This is a genomic window from Picosynechococcus sp. PCC 7002 (assembly GCF_963860125.1).
In the GTDB taxonomy this organism is placed as follows: Bacteria; Cyanobacteriota; Cyanobacteriia; order Cyanobacteriales; family MRBY01; genus MRBY01.
This window is the reverse complement of record NZ_CAWLFA010000001.1, coordinates 2,603,702-2,628,425: the sequence shown is the minus strand read 5'-3', so window position 1 is coordinate 2,628,425 and position 24,724 is coordinate 2,603,702. Positions and strand designations below refer to the sequence as shown.

18 protein-coding genes are annotated in these 24,724 nt (G+C 51.4%); 10 read left to right on the top strand and 8 right to left on the bottom strand.

The window, feature by feature from the left end; translation table 11 throughout:
- Window position 1 precedes the first annotated feature (1 nt).
- The 3 genes from AACQ84_RS12685 to argB all read left to right on the top strand — a co-directional run bounded on the left by AACQ84_RS12685 (window position 2) and on the right by argB (window position 1,875).
- A complete protein-coding gene (locus tag AACQ84_RS12685; protein ID WP_012308114.1) occupies window positions 2–211 on the top strand; it encodes a lipopolysaccharide assembly protein LapA domain-containing protein in 210 nt (69 codons plus the stop codon).
- Between the two features lie 56 nt (window positions 212–267).
- Window positions 268–828, top strand: coding sequence for a shikimate kinase (locus tag AACQ84_RS12680; RefSeq protein ID WP_012308113.1), 561 nt, complete (start codon window positions 268–270; stop codon window positions 826–828).
- A 135-nt stretch (window positions 829–963) separates the two neighbouring features.
- Entirely contained in the window at window positions 964–1,875 is a 912-nt protein-coding gene (gene argB, locus AACQ84_RS12675; RefSeq protein WP_012308112.1) for an acetylglutamate kinase, read from the top strand.
- Here argB and AACQ84_RS12670 read toward each other — a convergent pair.
- Window positions 1,872–3,053 carry an RtcB family protein gene (locus tag AACQ84_RS12670; RefSeq protein ID WP_012308111.1) on the bottom strand — a complete coding sequence of 394 codons (1,182 nt, stop codon included), beginning with the start codon at window positions 3,051–3,053 and terminating at the stop codon, window positions 1,872–1,874. The genes argB and AACQ84_RS12670 overlap by 4 nt on opposite strands.
- Before the next feature lie 193 nt (window positions 3,054–3,246).
- Between AACQ84_RS12670 and AACQ84_RS12665 the strand changes: the two genes are divergently transcribed.
- On the top strand, window positions 3,247–4,788 hold the full coding sequence (locus tag AACQ84_RS12665) for a pentapeptide repeat-containing protein (protein ID WP_012308110.1): 1,542 nt from the start codon (window positions 3,247–3,249) through the stop codon (window positions 4,786–4,788).
- Here the strand turns inward: AACQ84_RS12665 and AACQ84_RS12660 are convergent.
- Window positions 4,785–8,417, bottom strand: a complete 3,633-nt coding sequence (locus AACQ84_RS12660; RefSeq protein WP_012308109.1) for a hydantoinase B/oxoprolinase family protein — start codon at window positions 8,415–8,417, stop codon at window positions 4,785–4,787. The two genes, AACQ84_RS12665 and AACQ84_RS12660, sit on opposite strands and share 4 nt — an antisense overlap.
- Window positions 8,418–8,538: 121 nt before the next feature.
- On the opposite strand from AACQ84_RS12660, the gene AACQ84_RS12655 reads away from it, so the two are divergent.
- A complete protein-coding gene (locus tag AACQ84_RS12655) occupies window positions 8,539–8,739 on the top strand; it encodes a chaperone DnaJ domain-containing protein (protein ID WP_012308108.1) in 201 nt (66 codons plus the stop codon).
- 80 nt (window positions 8,740–8,819) lie between these two features.
- On the opposite strand, the gene AACQ84_RS12650 is transcribed toward AACQ84_RS12655, so the two are convergent.
- Complete coding sequence (locus AACQ84_RS12650) at window positions 8,820–9,029, bottom strand: ferredoxin-thioredoxin reductase variable chain (RefSeq protein WP_012308107.1); 210 nt, start codon at window positions 9,027–9,029, stop codon at window positions 8,820–8,822.
- A gap of 231 nt (window positions 9,030–9,260) precedes the next feature.
- Between AACQ84_RS12650 and AACQ84_RS12645 the strand changes: the two genes are divergently transcribed.
- Both AACQ84_RS12645 and AACQ84_RS12640 read left to right on the top strand, forming a co-directional pair.
- Window positions 9,261–11,234: a flotillin family protein gene (locus tag AACQ84_RS12645; RefSeq protein ID WP_012308106.1), complete on the top strand. Its 1,974-nt coding sequence runs from the start codon at window positions 9,261–9,263 to the stop codon at window positions 11,232–11,234.
- Between the two features lie 105 nt (window positions 11,235–11,339).
- Window positions 11,340–12,545 (top strand): S-layer homology domain-containing protein, encoded by a 1,206-nt coding sequence (locus AACQ84_RS12640; RefSeq protein ID WP_012308105.1) that lies wholly within the window; start codon window positions 11,340–11,342, stop codon window positions 12,543–12,545.
- Window positions 12,546–12,611: 66 nt separating this feature from the next.
- Here the strand turns inward: AACQ84_RS12640 and AACQ84_RS12635 are convergent, their stop codons facing one another.
- Entirely contained in the window at window positions 12,612–13,334 is a 723-nt protein-coding gene (locus tag AACQ84_RS12635) for a biliverdin-producing heme oxygenase (RefSeq protein ID WP_012308104.1), read from the bottom strand.
- Window positions 13,335–13,827: 493 nt separating this feature from the next.
- On the bottom strand, window positions 13,828–14,919 hold the full coding sequence (locus tag AACQ84_RS12630) for a Fe(3+) ABC transporter substrate-binding protein (RefSeq protein WP_012308103.1): 1,092 nt from the start codon (window positions 14,917–14,919) through the stop codon (window positions 13,828–13,830).
- 113 nt (window positions 14,920–15,032) lie between these two features.
- On the opposite strand from AACQ84_RS12630, the gene dprA reads away from it, so the two are divergent.
- Complete coding sequence (gene dprA, locus AACQ84_RS12625) at window positions 15,033–16,178, top strand: DNA-processing protein DprA (RefSeq protein ID WP_012308102.1); 1,146 nt, start codon at window positions 15,033–15,035, stop codon at window positions 16,176–16,178.
- Here dprA and carA read toward each other — a convergent pair.
- The 3 genes from carA to AACQ84_RS12610 form a co-directional block, all read right to left on the bottom strand.
- Entirely contained in the window at window positions 16,175–17,317 is a 1,143-nt protein-coding gene (gene carA / locus AACQ84_RS12620) for a glutamine-hydrolyzing carbamoyl-phosphate synthase small subunit (RefSeq protein WP_012308101.1), read from the bottom strand. The two genes, dprA and carA, sit on opposite strands and share 4 nt — an antisense overlap.
- A gap of 155 nt (window positions 17,318–17,472) precedes the next feature.
- On the bottom strand, window positions 17,473–21,756 hold the full coding sequence (locus tag AACQ84_RS12615; RefSeq protein WP_012308100.1) for a PAS domain S-box protein: 4,284 nt from the start codon (window positions 21,754–21,756) through the stop codon (window positions 17,473–17,475).
- Between the two features lie 240 nt (window positions 21,757–21,996).
- Window positions 21,997–22,665: a hypothetical protein gene (locus tag AACQ84_RS12610; protein WP_012308099.1), complete on the bottom strand. Its 669-nt coding sequence runs from the start codon at window positions 22,663–22,665 to the stop codon at window positions 21,997–21,999.
- 388 nt (window positions 22,666–23,053) lie between these two features.
- On the opposite strand from AACQ84_RS12610, the gene AACQ84_RS12605 reads away from it, so the two are divergent.
- Both AACQ84_RS12605 and AACQ84_RS12600 read left to right on the top strand, forming a co-directional pair.
- Window positions 23,054–23,668: a class I SAM-dependent methyltransferase gene (locus AACQ84_RS12605; RefSeq protein WP_041443631.1), complete on the top strand. Its 615-nt coding sequence runs from the start codon at window positions 23,054–23,056 to the stop codon at window positions 23,666–23,668.
- Between the two features lie 119 nt (window positions 23,669–23,787).
- A complete protein-coding gene (locus AACQ84_RS12600) occupies window positions 23,788–24,717 on the top strand; it encodes a metal ABC transporter solute-binding protein, Zn/Mn family (RefSeq protein ID WP_071819482.1) in 930 nt (309 codons plus the stop codon).
- The last annotated feature ends 7 nt before the right edge of the window (window positions 24,718–24,724 follow it).

The window sequence follows — 24,724 nt, the reverse complement described above, 5'->3', positions numbered from 1 at the left end:
CATGCAGACCCTAGGCCGCTTGATCGCCATGTCTCTCCTTGCTGCTGTGATGGTGGTGGTGGCGGTGGTGTCAATCCAGAATATTGAACTGGTGTCGATCCGCTTTCTTCTGTGGCAATCGGTGCGTTTACCCTTCGGCATCTTACTCGCCATTGGGGTCGGCCTGGGTCTGATTTTGGGCAGTTTAATTCCCCTCGGCTCTCGTCGTTAGGGCAGTGGGAAAAAACCCTTTATGATGGTTGTCTGTCGGTTTGGACTCGCTAATCCATGGATGATTTGCTCAAAGGTTTAAATATTTATCTCATCGGCATGATGGGCACGGGGAAAAGCACCCTCGCAGAAATTATTGCGGAATTGATGAATTACCGCAGTTTGGATTCGGACAGCATCATTGAAACCCTGGCAAAGCAGTCGATCAGTGAGATTTTTGCCGAGATGGGGGAAGCAGAATTTCGCAAACTCGAAACCCAAGTCCTCAAGCAAATCGCGGTACAAACCCGGACGGTGGTAGCGACGGGGGGCGGTATTGTGGTGTCCCAGGCCAATTGGTATTATCTGCGCCAGGGTTTGACCATTTGGCTGGATGTGCCAGTGCCAATCTTGGTAGAACGGCTGCGGAGTGATACATCGCGCCCCCTTTTGCAAAATGTTGATCTTGAGCGCAAATTAACGCAACTGCTCCAACAGCGGCGATCGCGTTATGCGGAGGCAGATTTACATATCCAAATTCCCGGCAATCGTCCCCCCCGGGCCGTGGCAGAGGACATCATCGCCCAAATTCCTTCGGTGCTGCGGAAACCGCCAGAATTTATTGGCGATCGCCCTTGAATTAAGACCCAAACCTAAAAATTCGTTAAAAATGCTAATCGGGAACAAATGGGGCGATCGCCGATCCCGTACAATACCGACCCATGTCGAGCCACATCACCGGGCTCAGTCCATCCTTAGAAACGACAACAATTCATGGAAAGCGAATACATCAGAGAAGTCGAAGCCACCCGCGTCCGCATCCTTAGTGAAGCCCTCCCTTATATGCAACAATTTGCAGGGCGTACCATTGTGGTGAAATATGGTGGCGCCGCGATGAAAGACAGCACCCTCAAAGATAAAGTGATTCGCGACATTGTCTTTCTCTCCTGTATCGGTATGCGGCCGATTGTTGTCCATGGCGGTGGCCCAGAGATTAATACCTGGCTGGCTAAATTAAACATCGAACCCCAGTTTAAAGATGGCCTGCGAGTTACCGATGCCGACACCATGGATGTGGTGGAAATGGTGCTCGTCGGTCGGGTTAACAAAGAAATTGTTTCCTTAATCAACCAAGAAGGCGGCGCTGCCGTGGGCCTCTGTGGTAAAGATGGCAACATGATCCAAGCCCGCCATGTCGGGAAAGAAGGGGTTGGTTTTGTCGGGGAAGTGACCACCATTGATACCAAATTGATTCAATCCCTCGTGGAAAATGGCTATGTGCCTGTCATTTCCAGCGTGGCCGCCGATGAAACAGGTCAAGCCCACAATATCAATGCCGATACCGTCGCCGGGGAGCTAGCTGCCGCCCTAAGTGCCGAAAAACTGATCCTACTTACCGATACCCCTGGTATTTTGGAGGATTACCATAATCCCGCAACCTTGATTCCCCGCTTGAATCTGCAGCAGGCACGGGAGTTAATTGATCAAGGTGTTGTATCCGGGGGAATGATTCCCAAGGTGACCTGTTGTGTGCGATCGCTAGCCCAAGGCGTTAAAGCCGCCCACATTATCGACGGACGGATTCCCCATGCTCTGTTGCTCGAAATCTTTACCAACGATGGCATTGGCTCGATGATCGTCGCGTCGGACTACCTCAGTCAGTTTCCGATGTCCCCTTTCCACTAGCCCTTGATGCAAAGCACTTGTTTCAGGGTGGCGACCACTTCCACTAAATCTGCCTGTTGCGCCATCACTTGTTCGATGGGTTTGTAGGCGGCGGGAATTTCGTCGATGATGCCAGTATCTTTGCGACATTCAACCCCAGCCGTTTGGGCCACCAAGTCATCTAAGGTAAAGGTTTTTTTGGCTTTGGCCCGCGACATTAAACGTCCCGCACCGTGGCTACAGGAACAATAGCTCATCACATTGCCTTTGCCCTTAACGATGTAGGATTTTGCGCCCATGGAACCGGGAATAATACCGTAGTCTTCCTGGCGTGCCCGCACTGCCCCTTTACGGGTGACGTAAATCTCTTCGTCAAAATGGGTTTCTTGTTCGGCATAGTTGTGGTGACAATTCACAACCATCAAGGCTTTTGTTGGTTTGCCACCAGCGAGATGTTTTTCGATGACCTTTTTAAACCGCGCCAGCATCACATCGCGATTGAAATGAGCATAATTTTGAGCCCATTGGAGATCGCGCCAATAAGCTTCAAATTCCGGCGTACCTTTCACGAAATAAGCGAGATCGGGATCTGGTACTTTAGTTTCCACGAGTTTCAGAAGATCCTTGGCGGTACCAATGTGACATTGGGCAAGTTTGTTGCCAATGTGACGGGAACCGGAGTGGAGCATTAACCACACATTATTTTCTTCATCCAAGCACACCTCAATGAAATGATTGCCGCCACCGAGGGAACCCATTTGCTTCAGGGCTTTGCTTTCGAGGTTTTTCACGCCCCGATGGAGATCTTTAAAGTTTTGCCAACCACCCCAATTACTCACCGTTTTATCAACGTCTTTGTTTTCTTCAAAACCAACGGGAATAATGGCTTCGAGGTCTTTGCGGATTTGCTTGAGTTTGCCGTCGAGGCGATCGCCTTTAAAGGGCAATTTGAGGGCGGCCATTCCACAGCCAATATCGACCCCCACCGCCGCAGGAATGATGGCATCTTTTGTGGCAATGACAGAACCCACCAAGGCTCCTTTCCCCAGGTGAACGTCGGGCATCAGGGAAACGTGTTTAAACACAAACGGCAGCGAGGCCACATTTTTCGCCATTTGCAGTTCCTGGGAGGCTAAATCATGGCCAGCCCAAGAATAAACGGGTTTTTCGGTTTGGATCGGTAGGGGTTGGTGGGGCATCGGGGGCTACGGAACAGCAGTAAAAATGAGGTGATTCAAAAAAGATTGGGTTATTTGTCACTCCTTCAGATCATAACGACTGCGTATCCAAGCATAAATATTTTTAACGTTTAGTTGATAAATCACGGCACCCTTGCGACGGGTTAAAGGGTGGGCACTAGGATAGAAAATCATCGGTCGCAGCAGGGCACTTATGAATTATTACGAGATTTTGGGGATTCAGATTACGGCTAACCAACGGGAAATTAAAACGGCCTACCGACGCAAGGCGATCGCCCTCCACCCAGACACCCTGACGATCAATACCCCCGCCGACCAACGGAAACAAGCGGAGGAAGACTTTAAGGAACTCAATCAGATTTACGAAATTTTATCTAATCCAGAACAGCGGCAAAAATATAACCAAGACCTCCAAGGCACTGAAAAAGCAGATCGATTGCAAAAAATTCGAGAACTCCGGGATCAACAAAATTTCCAGGCGGCGATCGCCCAGGCCCAGAGTCTCTACGGGCAATTTCCCACCGATCCCCAATGCGCCGATCTTTATGGCGAAGTTTTAATGCTCTACAGTCGCCAGTTGCTCGACAACAATCCGGTGGCGATCGCCCCAGAAATCAAAACCTATCTGGAATTAGCCCTATCGGTGGTGCACTCACACCGTATCAAACAGCAGATCCAACAACTTCTTGCTCACTTTGAAAAAACAGCCAAACAAAAAAAGACGACCCAACAGGCATCCAATAGTGAAGCGCCCCAGGAGTCATCTAACCTGATCAGCACCAAGCGCGCGATCCAACTCCTCAAAGCCGGGGAAGCTGGCATCAAAGCCTGGAACCAATTCCGGGAATATGAAACCTATTTACCCGACCTCGCCGGTGCTGATTTGAGCGGCATGGATCTCAGTCAGACCAATTTGCAGGGGGTGAATTTACGAGGGGCCGACCTGAGTCAGGCGAACCTAGGAGGCACAAATTTAAGTCAGGCCCAACTGATGCAAGCAAATTTAACAGGTATCAACGGTGAGTTGGCTAACTTTAGCCAAGCAGATCTGACAGAAGCTAACTTAACGGATAGCTGTCTAGTGAACGCTGATTTCAACCAAGCCAATTTAACCGCGGCAACTCTGAATCAAGCCAATGCTTACCGCGCCAATTTCCAGGGGGCAAATCTCCAGAATGTGCACTGGTGCGGGGGAAATCTGGGAGAAACCAACTGTCTCCAGGCGAGCTTTGCGGGAGCGATCCTCAACCAAACCAACGGCAAAAAAGGCAACTTTACAGCAACGACATTTACCAACAGTCAGTGGGAAGGGGCGGTGTTGGTAGATGCGGACTTTTCCCAGGGGAATCTGGAGCGAATGGAGTTGGCCAATGCCAATTTGTCGAACGTTAAATTTATCGGCGCGCGGCTCTGCGGCACGAACCTCAATGGCAGCGCCACCCAAGGCAGCAAAAAATATCCCTATTACCAGGGCAGCATTGATTTTTCTGGGGCAGATTTGTCCTGTGCCACCTGCATCGAAACGGTTTTTCCCAAGTCAAATTTCAGCAATACCCGCCTGCAAAATACCAATTTCGACCAGGCAGACCTCAGTGGCAGTAATTTCCAGGATGCGGTACTCCACAACACCAGCTTTCTGGGGAGTAACCTACGCGAAACCGATCTCAGTGGCACAAAGTTTTATTTTGCCTACGTGAACGCTCAGACGAAAATTACCGGGGCGAAGGGCATTTAACCAGGGGAGCCATAGCCACCCCCCCCAGGGGTCTGGATTTCTAGGCGATCGCCTTTTTCCATCGCCACTTCAACGGTACTGGGCAATATTGTTTCAGTGCCATCGCTGCGGATCACTTTATTTTCCCCACAAGCGCCCGGTAAGCCCCCCTCTAGCCCAAAGGGTTCTACTAATCGCCGACTGGACAAGATCGCGGCGGTCATTGGTTCCCGAAATTGCAAACGACGGATCACGCCATTGCCGCCATGAAATTGCCCTGGGCCACCACTATTTTTACGGATGGAAAATTCCTCGAGCATCACCGGAAAACGCCATTCCAAGACCTCTGGATCCGTCAGGCGAGAATTGGTCATGTGGGTTTGCACCGCATCCGTCCCGTGGAAATTTGGGCCAGCGCCGGAGCCGCCGCAGATGGTTTCGTAGTATTGATACTGGGCATTCCCAAAGGTGAAGTTGTTCATTGTTCCCTGGGAAGCCGCCATCACCCCCAAAGCACCATACAAACAATCGGTAATATTTTGGGATACCTCCACATTGCCCGCCACCACCGCTGCCGGATATTGGGGGTTGAGCAAACAGCCTGCGGGAACAATCACTTTGATGGGCTTGAGGCAACCATAATTTAGTGGGATGTCGTCCTGTACCAAACTCCGAAAAACGTACAATACCGCTGCTTGGGTCACAGCTTTGGGGGCGTTAAAGTTCGTCTTTGATTGGGGAGAAGTACCCGTAAAATCCACCGTGGCCGTTTGCTGCTCGCGATTAATTTGGATGCTGACCTGGAGGCGATCGCCATTGTCTAGATTGACGGTAAATTCCCCGTCTTGGAGTCGTTGAAGCTGCTGTTTGACCGCTTGTTCGGCATTATCTTGCACGTGCTGCATATAGGCCAAAACCATCCCCTGACCGTAATGGCGCACCAGTCGTTGCAGTTCCTGGAGTCCTTTTTCGTTGGCGGCAATTTGCGCCTGGAGATCCGCTAAATTCTGCGTTAAATTGCGCACGGGATAGGCAGCGTCGGTAAACAATTGCGCCACGGTTTCCGTTTGGAATTTCCCCTGTTTCACAAGGCAAACATTGTCGATTAAAATCCCTTCTTCCTGGATCTGGGTGCTTTGGGGCGGCATCGACCCCGGCGTAATCCCCCCTAGATCGGCATGGTGACCGCGAGACGCAACGAAAAATAAAGGTTTAGCCTGAGTATTTTCCCCTTGTCCCGGCGCGAAAACAGGCGTAATTACCGTCACGTCGGGTAAATGGGTGCCGCCATTGTAGGGATTATTTGACATATACACATCTCCGGGTTGGAGGTGCGTTCCGTGGGCCTGGATCAAGCTGTAAACGCTCTCACTCATGGAGCCGAGGTGGACAGGAATGTGGGGGGCATTGGCGACGAGGTGACCCTGGGGATCGAAAATCGCGCAGGAAAAATCGAGGCGTTCTTTGATATTGACCGAGTAACTGGTGTTTTGTAGAGTCACGCCCATCTGTTCGGCGATCGCCCGAAAGAGATTATTAAAAATTTCGAGGGTGACGGGATCTGGTTGACGGAAATCTGTGGGTACAGGTGTAATTTCCCGAGAGATGTCACTGACTTTTTCGAGGATCAAGTGATTGTATTCATTTAAGCGGCCTTGCCAACCGGGTTCGATGACGTTTGTGCCAGTTTTTTCGATGATTAAGGCAGGACTGGGAATCACATCACCGGGCTGGAGGACGGCGCAGTCATAAACGGGGGTTTGTTGCCATTGACCACCGCTATATATCGCTACGGTTTCCATCGGTTTTACAGGGCCAGCAGTGCGTTGGGGCTGGGGCGTTTCCGTCGCGGTTTGGGTTTCGCAAATAAGTTCCAGGCTAATGGATTCGACGATCAACGCCTTATCGGGCAGAGTAAACCCATAGCGTTGTTGGTGGAGGGCGGAAAACTCTGCCACCATGGTTTTTTGATCAGCGAAGGTGACAATTAACGTCGAGTCGGTACCCTGGTATTTCAGATGGGCTTTCCGTTCCTCAAAAATTTCCGCTTCACTTGGGGGATGTTGCTGACTAAGTTCTGCGATCGCCTGGTGCTTAAGTTGCTGGAATTCTGCTTCTAGTTCAGGGAAAAGATCCGCTTCTAAGACCTTTTCAATGGCTTTTTCCTTTAAGATGCGAATTTCGGCCAAACCAATGCCATAGGCGGACAACACCCCCGCAAAGGGATGGATCACAATAGTTTTAATCCCCAAGGTTTCGGCGATCGCACAGGCATGTTGTCCCCCAGCCCCCCCAAAGCAGCAGAGGGCATAGTCACTCACATCGTGACCCCGTTGCAGGGAAATTTGCTTGATTGCGTTACTCATATTCTCCACGGCGATCGCCAAAAAACCAGCGGCAATCTCGGCGGGCTCTTGCGCTAAAGTTTCAGCGAGGGCTTGGAACTTTTCTGTAACAATGGCGCGATCTAGGGGAGCTTTACCGTCTGAGCCAAAAACCTGCGGAAAGAAATCTGGCTGAATTTTTCCTAGGAGCACATTGCAGTCCGTGACCGTCAGTGGCCCCCCTTTGCCGTAACAGGCTGGCCCCGGATGCGCCCCGGCAGATTCTGGCCCGACCCGAAACCGTGCGCCGTCGTATTGCACTAGGGAACCGCCCCCCGCCGCGACAGTGTGGATCGCCATCATCGGTGTTTTCAAGCGTACCCCGGCAATTTCCGTTTCAAAGCTGCGTTCGTAGCTACCGTCGTAGTGGGCGACATCGGTGGAGGTGCCTCCCATGTCAAAGGTGACAATTTTCTCAAAGCCGGCGATCGCACAGGTTTTTACCGCCCCGACAATGCCCCCCGCTGGCCCGGAGAGAATGCTGTCTTTCCCTTGGAATTGCGTTGCCTCCGCCAGCCCCCCATTGGACTGCATAAACATCAGCTTTGGCCCCTGGCTCTCGGCTTGGAGATAACCCGCCACCTGATCCACATAGCGGCGCAAAATTGGCGATAAATAACCATCTACCATCGTTGTATCCCCCCGACTAACCAGCTTCATCAACGGACTGACCTGGTGGGATAGGGAGATTTGCGTAAACCCGATTTCTTTGGCGATCGCCCCAATTTGTCGTTCGTGGTCAGGGTAACGGTAGCCATGCATCAACACCACGCCACAACTGCGAATCCCTGCATCAAAAGCGTTTTGTAAATCCTGCCGCACTTGATCGAGATCCAATGGCTGCAAAATATTGCCTTGGGCATCGACTCGTTCCGCCGCCTCGATCACCCGTTCATAGAGCATCTCTGGCAGCTTAATCTCTAGGGCAAAAATATCCGGGCGATGTTGATAACCAATACGCAACGCATCCCGAAAGCCCTGGGTGATCACGAGAACTAGGCGATCGCCTTTGCGCTCTAGGAGGGCATTGGTCGCCACCGTCGTCCCCATTTTGATCACTTCAATATTTTCAGTGGGGATCGATTGATCCGGACTGAGACCCAATAAATTCCGGATACCCTGCACCGGCGCATCGGGGTAACATTCTGGATTTTCTGACAGCAACTTATGGGTAACCAGCCCGCCATCGGGGCGTTTTGCGACGATATCCGTAAAGGTGCCACCTCGATCAATCCAAAATTGCCAGCGAGAAGAAATTGTCACCATAATCCTCTGGGTTCCAAGGTTTGCGTGGTCTTGAATAAAGTCTATTTGTTTTGCGTTCTGTGGTGTCACCAGCGAGAAATTTGGTGTTCAATGGAGCAGGCTTTTTATTTTCTTCTGTGCCATGACAACTGATACCACAACTCTTTTGTGCCAATATTGTGCGGGTCAAGGTTTTATTATCGAGCGCGATTGTGGTGGCCAAGCCCAATACGAAATGACCTGTCCCCTGTGTGGCGGCACTGGAGAACTTACCCCAGAGGTAGACATTGACTCCACAGACCAAAGTGAATCTAAAAACTTAAGGACACTAGGTCAGTCCTAATGTCCCATCGAGAGCACCCTCAAAAAAATAATTCGTTGGGTTAATTTATAGCTGGGCCGGCGATCGCCCCTGACTGAGTTTTAGATGACTTCGATTTCCTCTTCCCGGAGGTGGGCCGCATATTTCGGGTCGAACCGGACTTTGATTGGTAACGTTGCGGTGATCGGGCGGCCGATAATCGTTTCGATGGTCCCTTCCATACCTTTTAGATCAAAGGCTTTTTTCCGGTTTTGGGGGTGGTTGTACACAATGACAGATGCCGTAACACGGATGCGATCGCCAACGTTCATAAACCTTTCTTGTCCTCTCTCGTACAAATATCTCTAAAGCTCTCTGGAGAGCAAACAGTTTTTCCATTGTACATAGCCATGGGCTCCCTACCGCACTGTTTTTTTGGAACTGGCGATCGCAAAAAGCCCATTCATCGGACAGATGTAAATATTGTTGCGTGAATCGCTTGATTCCCAGGGGACACGGGCAAAATAAAAACAGAATGCCCGTTACCAAAGGATGCGTGCCCCATGAAGTTTTGGTTTACCCTGCTCCAATCTCTGCCTGAACTGAGCACCATGGATGTAGAGTTACTCGATTCCAAAATCGACGCCCAGGCACTGCGGCTTGATCCGCATCCCACCTCCCCGGCCTCGGCCACCCTGACCCCCGCCCAACTCCCTGTTAGTGGCGCGTTGATCTTTCCAGGCATTATCGTCACCCTGATTGTGCTCTTTTTGATGAGCATTTGGGCCTACACCAGGGTCTATGTCATTACCCCCAACAACGAAGCCTTTGTCCGTACCGGGGGCGTGATTCGCAAAAAGAAAACGGTCATTCTCAACGGAGGTTGCATTGTTTTACCGGGATTCCACGAGTTAACTCGCGTACCGCTGCGAGAAATTTCCATCGATGTCGAACGTACCGGAAACCTCGCTGTCCGCACCCAAGATTACCTGCGGGCAAATATGCGGGTCACATTTTACGTTTGTATCAATGCCAATGAAGAAGATGTTTTAGTCGCCGCCGCCCGGTTATCCAAGCAGGGGCGCATTTCCGAAGCAGATATCAAAGAAGCCCTGGAGAAACGAGCCGATGACGCGATTCGGGCCGCCGCTAAACGCAAAAGCATTGCCGAAATTGATTCTGACAAACTGGGATTTGCTGACGAGGTTTTGAATCTAATTCAGCAGGATCTCAAGAAAGTAGGTTTGACTCTCAACAATATTGCCATTTCTGAAATCGAAGAAAGCGACACCTACGATGAAAATAATTTCTTCGATGCCCAAGGCGTCCGCCTCCGCACGGAAACAATCCAAAAATCCATTAAACAAAAACTCGATGTTGAGCTAACGGTGCTGAAGGAAAAGCGGGAGCTAGAACTCAACACCAAGGTAGAAATCGAAGAACAGGAACTCGCCGCCGAACAAAAATCCCTGAAGCTGGCTAAGGCGAAGGAAGAAGCCAAGCTCAATCAAGCGAAGGAAATTGAATTCCTCAAGGCACAACAGGCCCAGGAAATTCAGGCATCCCAGGATCAAGAATTAGCCAAGATTGAACGCAATCGCATTCTTCAGGAAAAGGCCGTCGAAGAGGAGAAAATTCAACAGAAACTTTCGATTCAGCAAAATCAAATTGCCGCCGATATTTCCCTCGAACAGCAAAATAAAGCCCTCAAAATTGCCATGGCGGAGGCGGAAGAGGAAGCAAAAATCGCCCAACAGCAGGCGGCGATCGCCATTGCCAATAAAGAAAAAGAACGCCTCGCCGCCGAGGCCGAACGCACCCGGGCCGAAGAAGCTGTGGCCACCTCCAAGGCCGTCGAACAGGCCAACCGGGAACAACGCCTGGCGATCATTGATGCTGAAAAAGAAGCCGATCAAAAACGCATCGCTGACCAAAACGTGGTGGAAATCGATGTGTTCCGGCGGCGGCGTCAAGCAGAAATTGCCCGTCAAGCGGCGGAACTAGAGGCCGAATCGATCCGCACCCTGGCCGATGCCAACCGCTACCAAGCCCTCGCCGAGGCCCAGGGGAAACAGGCTCTAATCGAAGCAGAAAATGCCCTGAGCAATGCCAACCGCACTGCGGAATTGATGAAGCTCTTTTTACCGACCCTCGCCGACCAACTGCCAGACATTATGAAATCCCTCGCTCCCCAACCCGGCGTCCTGGGCGATGCAAAAGTATTTGCCTTTCCGGGCACCAATGGCGATGGGGCTGGCCTGGGGGAGATTAATAAATTGTTGCTCTCGACGAGCGGTTTGTCGTTGGTCAATGGTCTTTTAGAAGACGGTAAATTGGGGACGCTGTTGGCCCAGGTGAAAGGCTTGTTGCAGGATAACGATGCAGACACCAGCAATAACGAGGTGTTGCAAAATGTGGAAACTCTCCTGGCTGAGTTAAAAGAGAAAAAGACAACGACAACATCCTCTGAAACCTCGCCGCTACCCACTACTTTTGTCCCGCTGCCCAAGGAGGCAAAAGATTCTGAAGGGGCATAATTTTTTCAGGGATTCTTAAACTCGATTTTCCAAAAAGGCGATCGCCAACCGAGCGAGGGAATACGCTACGATCACAAACGATGTGAATTTAGCGGCAAACCAGGCGTGCAGTACAGTTGGCAGAAATTTGGACTTTTGGGTGGGTTATTGGTGCTCTTGGGGGGCTGTGCCCAGTTAGGCAATTTAGAGGAGAGTCTAGCTCCCGATCCGCGCCTCGTAGAACAACAGGAACAGGCTGCGGAAACCGACCCCCCAGCAGATTCGTCCTTACCGACTGATTTTCCGGCAGAAATTCCCCTCTATCCCGAAGCAACCCTCATTCAAGCAGAAGACAAGACCACCGTCTGGGCGATCGCCGATAATGTCCAGAGCCTCGAAGCCTTTTACCGTAAAGCCTTTGGCGAAGCTCCCTGGGAAATTGTCGCGTCCCCCACTGCCGCGACGGATAATCTCTTAGAAATTGTCGCCCGCACCAGCGACCTAGAAGTAACCCTGTCTTTGTCGGAAGCTGCTTCTCCCACTACCAATGACTCCGACCAGGCCGTCGTGGGCACCACCTTTGTCCTCAGTTACCGAACTTTAAGCACCACCGGGACTAACGATCCAGTACCGACCGATAACGCAAATGCGGAACTTCCTACCCAGGTGCAAGATCTCGTTGCCCTCCAGGTTTTTACCGCTGCGGATTTTCAGGCCGATACGGTGATCACCAGACGCCAATTTGCCCGCTGGCTTTTCAAAGCCCACAACGCGATCTATGGCGATCGCCAAAACCAACAAATTCGCCGCGCCAATGCCAGCAGTAAACCCATCTTCACCGATGTACCGGCCAGCGACCCCGACTTTCCGTTCATTCAAGGGTTGGCCGAAGCCGGAATTATTCCCTCAAGCCTCACCAACGACACCATTACCACCTTTCGCCCCGATGCCCCCCTCACCCGGGAAAGCCTGATCGCCTGGAAAGTGCCCCTTGACCGTCGCCAGGCTCTGCCCCAAACCAGCCTCGATAATATCGCCGAAACCTGGGGCTTTCAGGATGCCGCCAAAATTGACACCAGAGCCCTCCAAGCCCTCTACGTGGACTTTCAAAACGGTGACCAAGCCAATGTGCGGCGGGTATTTGGCTATACCACCCTCTTCCAACCCCAAAAAACGGTCACTCAACAGGAAGTGGCGATCGCCCTGTGGTATTTCGGCTACCAAGGCGAGGGTCTATCCGCTGCCACTGCCCGTGGCGATCGCCAAACCTCGAACCAAAGTAACCAAACCACTGATACAGAGAACAATCCTCCCGCTTCCCAAAACCCATAGCTAAAAAAATTCCCCAATCACAACCGCGACTGAGGAATTCATTGTTTGAGGTTTAGACGAAACTTGTTAGTTGCTCGCCGGAGATAGATCAGCGTCGGTGCTGCCCTTGGTGCGGCGACGGGTCAAGGTATTGAAAAGCATCACACCGATGGCCTTAACGAGGTTTCCTTCTAGCTCCTTGAACATATTCATATTCATGCCAAAGGCATCATTGGCTTCCTGGACAATTTGCTCTGCCGTTTCTTCCGGCACATCCAAGCTGTTCATTGCCGCCCGGTACTTGTCTTTAAAGGCCTTTTCATCAGAGATATTCTCAAACTCATAGAAGGCCGTCCCTTCGCCGTCGAGGTTCATCGCATTTTGGGCAATTTTCTTGAGGATTTGTCCCCCAGAGAGATCGCCCAGGTAGCGGGTGTAGGAATGGCTGACTAAGAGTTCCGGTGCGGTCTGGGCCACTTCATGGATGCGATCCACATAAGCCTGACCAGCGGGAGTAATTTTTGCTTCGGCTTGCCAATTGGGGCCAAAATAATAGCGTAGATCCGTTTCGAGACTTTGTTTACGGTTTAACTCAGGGAAATAAATTTGGGAGACGACGGGATGATCCTTGAGGCGCTCCATCTCCTCTTCCATCGCTGAGTAAACATAGTAAAGGTCTGCCACAAGCTTCCGGTAGGATTTTTTCTCCACGACTCCCTTCAGGAAGCATTTCACGAAGCCAACGTTTTCCGCCATCGTGTGGGAAGTTTTCGTTCCCTCTCTCAACATTGTTGCTAGGTTAGCGACCATAGAAATAAGTCCCTTGTTCTTACTGAAAATGAATAGATATTAAAAGGTTTGTTAAAGAAAGTTAACAAAATTAAAAGACTGCTCAGTTTCGTAGGTTAACTGGTTTTACGGGTTTATGCTATTAAGTTTTTTTACGGGAAAATCGATGTGTTTTTTGTCAGACTTGCGCGGGCTTGGCGTTGGGATAAGGCGGGCTTTTGGGCGGCTCGGCCCTGGAGATTGGGGGCAATTTTCGCCGGGGATAGCTAATGTTTGTGATCCTGAATAATCTGCTGAGGAACTGATTCGGTTTTGGTTTCCTTTCGGTGGCGATCGCCATCAAATCTTCGCCTCATTGCGGTTATGGGAAAAAGTCAATCTCCTGAAAAATAACAGAAATGAACGGGCCTCGATGGAGCCTCTTGCAAAAAAAATCTTCCCTCAAAGGTCTTGAAGGAAGATCATTGCTATGTACATCAATAAGAGGAAAAACAAATGGTGCAGGGGGCCGGATCTATTTCCAACCAGCGCGATCCATCAACATGACGGCTTCGGCATTTTGCTCACCAAAACTTTCGAGGGGTAGATCCGAAGCTGTCCAGTCGCCAAACTGGGCCACCACGTCATTGGGGGCAACGGTATCCACCACGGGATATTCATTATTATTGTTGGCGAAAATTTCCTGGGCTTCTGGGGTCACCATAAACTCCAAAAATTCTTGGGCTGCTTCGACGTTCGGTGCATTGGCGATAATGCCAGCCCCACTGATGTTGATGTGGGTGCCACCTTCGCCTTCGTTTTGGTTCGGGAAAAATGCCCCAATATTTGCCACGATTTCTTGATCTTGGGGATCTTCAGAGGCACGCAGACGGGCGACATAGTAGCTATTGACCAGGGCGACATCACAAACCCCAGAAGCGACAGCTTGAATTTGGGCGGTATCGTTCCCTTCCGGCTCACGGGCGAAGTTCGCCACTAAACCTTGTACCCATTCTTCGGTGGCTTCAGCACCTTTTTCGACAATTTTCGCAGCCACGAGGGACTGGTTATAGGTGTTGCTGGAGCTGCGGACACAAACCCGACCTTCCCATTTCGGATCAGCAAGGTCTTCGTAGGTGGACAGTTCAGCCGGATCAACGGTTTCGGTGTTGTACACAATAATCCGTGCCCGTTTTGTCAGACCAAACCAGGTGTTGTCGCTACTGCGCAGATTTTCGGGAATGGCACTGGTCAGCACTTCGGACTCTGTGGGTTGCAGTAAACCATCCTGTTGGGCACGCCAGAGTCTGGCCACGTCTACTGTGATCAGGACATCGGCGGGACTATTTTCGCCCTCGGTTCTGATCCGTTCTAGGAGTTCGTCGTCACTGCCTTCAATGAGATTCACTTCAATGCCGGTGGCTTCGGAAAATGCTTCGTATAATTCTGCGTCGCTGTCGTAGTGCCGCGAAGAATAAAGGTTAATTTCGCCGGTTGCTTCACTGGAGGGAGCACCAGGATCAGTGGTTGTATCGGTGGCACCATTGTTATTGGTAGCTGGGGTGCAACCGGTGGCGATCGCCAAGCCAAGAAAAAGTCCGCAGAGGGACAGGGAACGGGATTTCATAAAGCGTTGTAATCGAGAGATGATGTTATGTTTTCCAAGGTAATGGTGATTTTAGCAGCTACTGCAACTTCTTCTCAATACATTTTTGTTTTTTAATTAAATTAGTCATCAAGATGGAACAGCATTACTGGGTGGCCTGGTCACAAATCAAGGGGGTCGGCCCAAGTCGCCTCAAAAAAATTTGGCACTGTTTCGGCTCCATGGAACGAGCTTGGCAGGCTTCTGGCCAGGAACTGGGGGCAGTCGATGGCCTAGGGGATAAGTTGATTCGCCTAATTTTGGCTGGGCGATCACCCCTGAATCCAGAGCGTATTTACCATGAGCACCTTGAGAAAAATCCGCAATTTTGGACGCCAGCAGATTCAGAGTACCCAAAGTTATTGTTAGAAATTCCCAGTCCGCCACCGTTGCTCTATTACCAAGGCCAAGTCAAGCTGTTAGAAAATCAAGGCCAAATTCCGGCGATCGCCATGGTGGGCACCCGGCATCCTTCGGAGCATGGTAAACGTTGGACAGCGCGCATTAGCCAGGCCCTCGCCCAGGTGGGCTTTTCGATTGTGTCGGGTATGGCCCAAGGCGTTGATGGTGTTGCCCACAGCGCCTGCCTCAAAACGGGGGGACGCACCATTGCCGTTCTAGGAACTGGCATTGATCAAATCTATCCCGCGAGCCACCGCAATTTATACAACGAGATCCTGGCCCAGGGCTTAATTTTGAGTGAATATCCGGCGGGGACGCGACCAGACCGGAGCCATTTCCCGGCCCGAAACCGGATTATTGCCGGGTTAACCAGGGCGACCCTGGTCATGGAAGCCCCCAGCCGTTCGGGTTCCCTCATTACGGCCCACTACGCGATGGATTTTAACCGTGAGGTTTATGCCCTGCCCAATTCCCCCGAACAGCAAGCGGCCACGGGGTGTTTGGACTTGATTCGGCGGGGAGCAGGCATGATTTTAGGGGAGACACAACTGATCGAGGAGTTGGGCGGACTGCCCCAGTTGGATGCAGCTTCCCCCCAGCTTAGTTTGTCATTCCCAGAGCCAGCGGTTGAGCCGACCCCGCAGCCCAGCACAGATTTTCGGCAAATTTCCCCAGAGTTACTTCCCCTCTGGCAGGCGATCGCCCCTGAACCCACGGCCTTTGATTTGATCGTTGTCCAGTCTGGCATGGGGGCAGATCAGGTTTCGGCGACCCTATTGCAATGGGAACTCGAAGGATTCATTACCCAACTGCCAGGGATGCGGTACCGTCGCCTTTAGGCATTTTTGTGGGCTTTCATGGAACGCACAAATTTTTCAAAGAGGTAGTCAGCATCGTGGGGGCCGGGGCTCGCTTCAGGGTGATACTGCACCGAGAAGAAAGGCAAGGTTTTATGTTCTAAGCCAGCGACAGTGCGGTCATTGAGGTTGAGGTGGGTAATGGCAACATCTTCGGCGAGGGAGGCTTCGGCGATCGCAAACCCATGGTTTTGGCTGGTAATTTCAATTTGCTTTTGCTTGAGACCAGCGGGTTGGTTGAGACCCCGGTGGCCAAATTTGAGTTTAAAAGTTTCAGCCCCCAATGAAAGCCCCAGAATTTGGTGCCCCATGCAAATGCCGAAGGTGGGTTTTTCAGCCTTAAGAATATCTTTAACCGTGGCGATGCCTTCGGTGACGGCGGCTGGATCCCCAGGGCCATTGGAAAGGAAAATGCCATCGGGATTATAGGCAAGGATTTTTTCGGCGGGGGTGTCGGCGGGAACAACGATTACCCGGCAGCCATAACTCGCCAAACGGCGCAGAATATTGCGTTTCACACCAAAGTCAATGGCAACGACGGTGAGTTCCTGGGCTTCAGTTGCGCTACTGCTAAATTCCCAATGGCGATCGGTAATTTCCGTCCATTCATAAACGCTAGCGGTGGTGACATCCTTGACGAGGTTTTGGCCTTCCATGGAGGGGACGTCTTGGAGTTGGCGGAGAAGTTCTTCGGGGTCGAGGATTTCTGTAGAGATCGCGCCATTCATCGCCCCAGATACCCGCAGGCGACGGGTTAGATCCCGCGTATCAATGCCATAGATGCCCACAACTTGGTGCTCTTTGAGATAATCGGGTAGGGCCTGGGTAGAACGCCAGTTGCTCGGTCGGGGAGCAATGTTCCGGGCGATCGCCCCTTTTACTTGGGGACGGCTGGATTCTTCGTCTTCAGGAGTTACGCCAGTATTGCCCAGCTCCGGATAGGTAAAAGTCACAATCTGACCACGGTAACTGGGATCGGTGAGGACTTCTTGGTAGCCCGTCATGCCTGTATTAAAAACGACTTCCCCAAAGGTGGTACCTGTCGCGCCAAATGACCGTCCGTGGTAAGTGGTGCCATCGGCTAAAACAAGGAGGGCGGGTTTTGCTTTCACAAGAGACATGGGCGGATTGACCTTTGATATATGCGTAACTTCTGCTGCTCAATCTTACTTGATCCGTTCCCTTCTCTACCGCTCCTTGGGGCGATCGCCGTTAATTTTTCTTGACCTAGGCGTTCTATTCCCCTAATTGAAACTGGATCGACTGGGAAACTTGCTCAGTTTCCGGCTGTTTCAGGGCTGTCCTCGGTGAGGGGAATGGTTACCGTAAACTGACTGCCTTTGCTGAGTTGGCTCGTGAGTTCGATCTGGCCGCCGTGGAGTTGCACATATTCTTTCACGATATTGAGGCCGAGACCGGTGCCGGGGATATTTTGGGTATTACTGGCCCGGTAGAAAGATTCAAAAATGTGGGGTTGGTCTTCTGGGGGAATGCCGACCCCTTGGTCAATGATAGTTAAGGTCAACGCTTCGGCACTGCTGCCTAACTGGACAGTCACCGTGGTGCCAGGGGCTGAATATTTACAGGCATTACCGAGAAGATTATTCAGGATGTGTTGCAACAAATTGGGGTCGAGGGCCAGGGGAGCGGCGATCGCCCCGGTGGTCTCAAGGTTGAAGTGATGCTGCTTACCGATGCCAATTTTAAGCTCGGCGATGAGATCTCGACAGAGGGTAACAATATCCACCGCTTGGCGTTGACAACCCAGTTTTCCGGCCTCGAGGCGACTCATGGTCAGCAGATCATCGATCAGTTGCCGTAACCGCATCACACTGTCTTCGATGTTGTTGAGATATTGCGATCGCCGCGCTTCGGGGAGATGGTCGTGGTAAGCACTGAGGATTTGAGCCGCACCGAGGATCACCGTTAGGGGCGTGCGGAACTCGTGGGAGGCGGTATCAATGAAGCGGGTTTTCAGGTGATTGAGTTCCCGTTCCTGGGTGAGGGCTTTTTCGAGCTCCCGTTTGGCCCGGCGCTGTTGGGTAATTTCTGAAGCCACGCCCAACACTTGATATTGGGGGTGATCGCCAGGGAGTTGGAGGGGCAGTTTCACCGTCCGAAAATAACGGGTTGCCCCTAGGAAATCCGTCGCCTTCGCCTCGTCAATGACCACGATTTTTTGTTCCCGGAGCACCTGCTGATCGGCCTGGATAAAACAGTCTGCTTCCTCAGAGTCTGGATGTAGATCACATTCTCGTTTCCCGACTAATTCATTGACCGTGGTGCCATAGAAATTCGCCATCGCCTGATTCACCAACAAGAAGCGGCCATCTTTATCTTTGACAAAAATTAAGTTGGGATTGTTATCGATGACCAGACGCAAAAAGGTTTGGCTCTGTTGCAGATCCCGTTCAGCCCGTTTGCGCTCCGTGAGGTCTTGGGTATGTACCATCACCAGATCCGGCTGGATATAAATATAAGTGGCCAGAAAATAGCGTTGAAATGCCTCAGGGTCATCGGGAGAGGGAATTTGCAGCGCCTCTTCAAAGGTCGTTTTAAAGTCGAAACAGCGGCGAATATTCTGATGAATCGCGTGGTCTGCGCCGTAAATGGCGTGGCTGGGGCAATGGAGAAAATCCTGGAGGGAGCCATCGTTGGCAATCTCGGCGGCACTGTTGTAGTCAATGAGGTAAAAGTTTCCCTGACGGTGCTGCCAGGTATAGGTGGGAATGGGAAAGTTGCGATATTGGGAACGGAGGAGGGCTTCGGTCTCACGGATTTTGAGGGCGGCGCGATTCCGGGCGGTGATGTCTCGACAGACGCAGATATAGTCACCGTCACTGGTGATGGTCAGGGAAATTTCTTGGGTAAAAATCTGACCATTTTGCCGTTGGGCGATCGCCTCCCCTTGCCAAGATTTGTGGCGATTGAGGTGGGGGAGAATATCTTTTTCTAGGCGTTTTTGCTCACTGGGGGCAAACAGCACTTCTTTCCAGGAATGCCCTGTCAAGCTTAAGCGGTGGGGATAGTCAAACAATTCTAAAAAAGCGGGATTGACTGAGATGAATTCTTCCCGCTGCAAAATGGCGATCGCATCCACCGCCGCATCCACCGCCGCCAACTGACGCCGCAGATTTTGTTCGATATTTTCTAGCACACGGGTGCGCTGTTCCACCCGAAACTCTAGCTCTTGGTTGAGGGTTTTGAGGGTGGTTTCAAAGGCTTGGCGATCGCTCATATCCATCCCCGTGGCGATCACATAATGGACGTTCCCTTGTTTATCCAAAAGAACGCCATGGGACCAACGCAGGTGGTGAACTTTCCCCGATTTAGCGCGCCAATCTACCTCGTAGGTACGGGGCTTTTTTTGTTGGAGGAGGCGTTGAAATTCCTGGACAATCTCCGCGACATCATAACGATCCCATAACAACAGATCCCAGAGGTACTGGTGGGCCACCTCGGTAAATTGATAGCCCGTAAGTTGCTCACAGGCCGGGTTAAACCGGATAATGCGCCCCTCCCGGTTCAGCACCATGAATAGGGCCGGGGTGAGGTCAAATAGGGTTTCGAGGAAATCCTGTTCCTGGCGGAGTTCCATCTCAGTCAGTTTCCGTTGCTGAATTTCGGTGTTGAGGGTTGCATTGAGGGCTTTGAGCTCCCTGGTGCGCTCTTGGATGATGGTAGTGAGGTTTTCTTGATCGGTGATCAGCTTTTGTTGGGAGAGTTTGAAGGGGGTGACATCATGGGCGGCCCAGACCACTTGCTGCTGATTAATGGCGACGATTTTCGCGACAAACCACACGGGGGCGAGGTGGGGATCTGGCTGCAGGGAATATTCATACTTCACGCTTTCCCCTGACAAGGGTTCATGGTCTGGGGTGGTGCCTTTGGCGATCGCCTGGTGAAGGTATGGCGTGAGGCGGCTTTGGTGCGCTTGTAAAAACTGGTAAGTCCCCTGGCAGAGATCTAGGGGGCCACAGCAATGGTTATTCTGGGGAGCGGTCACCTGCTTGATTTTCCAAGTTTGGGGATTGATCACAAAAACAATGTCGGTGATCGCTTCAAACAGGGCTTTCATCTGGCCATCGGTCAGTTTCAGTTGTTGGGCGATCGCCTGTTTAGCGGTCTTTTCTGCCTTGAGCCGTTGACTCAAACTCTGGAGTTGTTGATCCCGTTGCTGGAGATAACGCTTGGCCCCTGCTGTTTCGAGGACATAGCGCACCGAACGCATCAAAATTTCCCGCTCCGTTTGGGATTCCCCCGCGCACAGACTCCGCAGGAGGTAATCTTGGGCACCCAGCTCGATGCATTGGTGGGCCAGTTGGATATCTTCTTGGCGATCATCGGTGAGTAACAAAATAGGTCGTTGGGCGGCGCTGTTTTGTAAGCGCATAAAGGCTTCTAATTTGCCAGAAGAAACGATGTTGACATCGAAAATAATCAGGTCGTAGGTGTCTGTTTTTAATTGGGCGATCGCCTGGGGCAGACTGTCCACCTGGGTCACTTGAAAGGTTAGGGTACTGCCCAGGGGAGGATGCAACAGATGCTGGAGGATCACCGACTCGGTGGCAAGGCCTTCGATCAAGAGCACCCGTTGGGGTAATCCTTTTGGGTGGGGTTCTGGGGCCGCGACCTGGGCGATCGCCCTTTGGGGACGCCGGGCCACTTGGTCTAAGCGTTGTTGGAGGCTATGGGTTTGCCAATGGAGGGCAACGGGATCTAAGACCTGCAAAATTTCTCGCCAAGAAACCTTCCCCAACAATTGTTCTTCTTCGTCAACTACAGCGGCCCAACTGCCATTGGTTTCGACTAAATGGGCCGCCACTGACCAGAGAGAGTCCGTGGGTTTGACCCGCTGAAAATCATGGCTCCCCTCCGTGGCGATCGCCGTTGTGAGACCTTCTTTCCCTTTACCATAGCCCCGTAAAACATCCCATAGGGTCACCGCCCACAAGCCATTGGATGAGGGGGCTGTCATGGCACTGGCTTTTTCCATGACCATCAGGAGGGACTGTTGTTTTTGGTGTAAACGATGGGCCGCCATCAACAGAGTGCTATGGGAAGGCATCAAGGACAAATCCGTCACCATCACATCCTGGACTTGTCGCATTTGCAGGAGAGGCTCCGACCACAGGAGGCGCTGGAGGGAAAGACGTTCCACAAAACCAAGCCAAAATCCGTTCTCTCCCTGCACTGGCAGGAGATCCCGCTGCTCCTGGTGCATACGGTTGAGGCCCACCCAGGGATGCTCTAGATCTGCCAGGGCGATCGCCTTGGGGAGAGCCGTCATCACATCCCGTGCCAGGGTCTGCCCCAAATCAACATCTTCCGTAATCAGCTTCAAAACCGTTTGGGGCGAAATCAAACCCTGCAATTGATCGGCCTGCACAATCGGCACACAGGGGGCCACCATCTGCAACCCGACGCACTGGGGCACTGTCCACGGTCGAAATCCCGCCAACACATCGGCGATCGCCGCCGTCGGCGGAAAAGTTGGCATTCGACTCGGATCAATAATCTGGGCCTTGAGGGAAGCAAAGTTCACTGGAATATTGACCATGCGTTGCAGCTCGTAATTTCTGGGCTAGGGTTGGATGACAAACAAGAACTTTGACGATTTACACCAAATAAGACCGCACTGTATCTATCCCACTAAACTCAACCCTCTGTTGCCAGAAAAATTAACTTAATCGTAACCTTTGCTAAGGTTTTACTCCCACAACTATTACGGAATTTAGCAATCTCCCACCGTGGTCTGATTTTGATGCTGATGTAGAGGACATTGGCTGAGACAACTGTGTCAAAGCTGTTTGGGGTCAAAGTCTTCAGCCTTGATCAAATCAAAACTGGTCGCAAAAGCTTCTTCCGGATTAAAGGCGGGCTTTTTCGGTGGGTTGAGTTGGGGGTTTGTTTTTTTCGCTGCCTGGCGGTTCAAAAGTTTTTTGGAAGGCTTGGGGGAAGCCTGTTTCGGTGGTTTTTGGGGCAGGGTTTCTTTTAATGTCGCTCTGTTCCGTGGCGGCGTAGGCTTTTTCGTGGGACGAGAGGTCAAGGAAGTCCGAGCGAAGGGGGTTTTGTTGGTGGCGTGCAACTGATCCGGGAACAAATGTTCAATGAAAAAATGAATCGTATGTTGATTGACATAGCCCTTTAATACCGCAATTTCCCCGAAGCGCAGAGAGCGTCCCCAGGCATCATGTTTTTGGGCTGCCAGAATATCCTCTAGCTGTTCTTCATCAATGAGGTGGGCTTCCAGCAGATATTGACCAATATTTTTCCGTTCGGGCTGTGTGTGACGCATTTCCCAAAGCAGTTCAAAAAAATCAATGGTTTCTTCGACTGCCCAACCCCGGAGCGCAAGAATTTCACCGAGGGACATTTCTGGATGCAACTCTCGGTCATATCGCACCACCTGGGCCTGGGTATCACTTAAAAGCCCCGCTTGGATTAGGGTTTGAATGAGAGTTTCCATAAGTACCGGGTTTAGATGCAGTGGTCAGGGGCCTAGGTTAAGGCTCACTTTAAGAAATCGATGGGGAATAGGTAATGCTGCTTTTGATTGGTTGGAGATGCCTACATTTTAAGACAGTGGAGTTTTAGAATTATAGAACTTAATTTACATTTTAAAAAATAAAGAGTTTAGTGGTCGATGACTCAAAAATCAGCCGTTTTCTCGGATCGTGACCATGAAAATGTTGGCGTTTAGGGTATGATTTTTCTCAATTTTTCAAAAGTCATATTGTTCATATTTTTAATCATGGCATCATCAAAAAAGAGAATATTTCTTAAGTAAAAATACCGACCATTGCCCCGCCTCGCAATAAAATCATGGGGGTGTGGCCAAGGCTACGGAAAAAAATATGCATATTTACAATCGCTTTATTCTTCCCTCTTTGCTGGATTATGTGATGCATCGCCAGGCGATCGCCCAACAACGGCAAACATTACTCCAGGCGGCCCGGGGCAACGTCCTAGAGATTGGCTTTGGTACCGGGGCCAATCTTCCCCATTACCCAGGGGGAGTAGAAACTTTGCATGTCGTAGAGCCGGAAAGAATGCTACAACAACGGGTCGAGCAGCGGATTCGTCAATCGGGGTTGCGGGTCGAGTGGCATGGCCTGCGGGGAGAAGCGCTACCCTTTGAAGACCGCTGTTTTGATACAGTAGTGAGCACTTTTACCCTTTGTACGGTGCAGAAACCCGCCCAAGTGCTCCGGGAAATTCGTCGTGTCCTGAAAAAAGATGGCTACTTTTTGACCCTAGAACATGGCTTAAGTCCGGACGGAGCGATCGCCCAATGGCAACATCGGCTAAATGGCGTAATGAACTGTTGCGGCGGCGGCTGTAATTTAAACCGACCGATGGGGGCGCTTCTCAAGGCGGCGGGCTTTCAGATGGAGACCCTCAAAGAATTTTATTTACCGACCCTGCCCTCCATTGGTGGCTATCTCACCATGGCGAAACTTGCTCCTTAGGACTTGGGGGTTTACGGGGCGATCGCCTTTCTCTTAAAATAAGAACGATTATCATTTCAAGAAAGCGAGAAACGAACGTGCGATCGCCAATAACTTTTTCCCTCGCGGCCCTAAGCTGTCTGGGGCTCCTCTTTGGTTGTGGTGCAGACCCCGCTACCCAGACGGAAACATCCACGTCTAGCCCCGTAACCCCAGAGGCAACGACCCCCCAGCAGGAACCCCTGAAGATTACCGTTAGTGTTCTACCCCAGCAATATTTCGTCGAAAAAATTGCTGGCGATCGCGTCCAGGTTTCAACCTTGGTTGGCCCTGGGATCGAAGCAGAAAATTATGAACCTAAACCCCAGCAGTTAAAGGATCTCAGTGAGGCCGACGCCTACATTGGCATTGGCATCTTTTTTGAAGAAGTGTGGGGCGATCGCCTCCGCTCCGCCAATCGAGAAATGACTTGGTTAGACACCGCTGAAGGCATCGAAAAATTACCCCTTGCCGATCACCACCACCATGGCGATGACGGTCACAGCCACAGCCATGACCACGAAGGCGAACTACTCGATCCCCACATTTGGCTCTCTCCCCAGCGGGTTAAACAGCAGGCCGAAAGTATTTATCAACTGCTCGTCCAACTCGACCCCGACGGCGAAACCATCTATGCTGATAATCTCAATCAATTTTTAGGGGAACTGGATCAACTTGACCAAACCATCCGCGAGCGGTTAGCGCCTTTAGAAAATCGCACTTTCTTGGTCTTTCATCCTGCCTGGGGCTATTTTGCAGCGGACTATGACCTAGAGCAAATCTCCATCGAAGTCGAAGGCCAGGAACCCAGTGCCGCAGAACTTGCCCAACTTGTCCAAACCGCGAAGGAAAAGCAAATCCGCACCATTTTCGTGCAATATCAGTTTAATGTCCAAGCCGCCGAGGCGATCGCCCAGGAAATTAACGCCGAGGTGGTACCCCTCGATCCCCTCGCCCCCAACTGGTCAGAAAATATGTTGGCCATGACCGATGAATTTATCCAAGCCAGTCGCCCCAATCCCACGGAGTAGCTCCCCC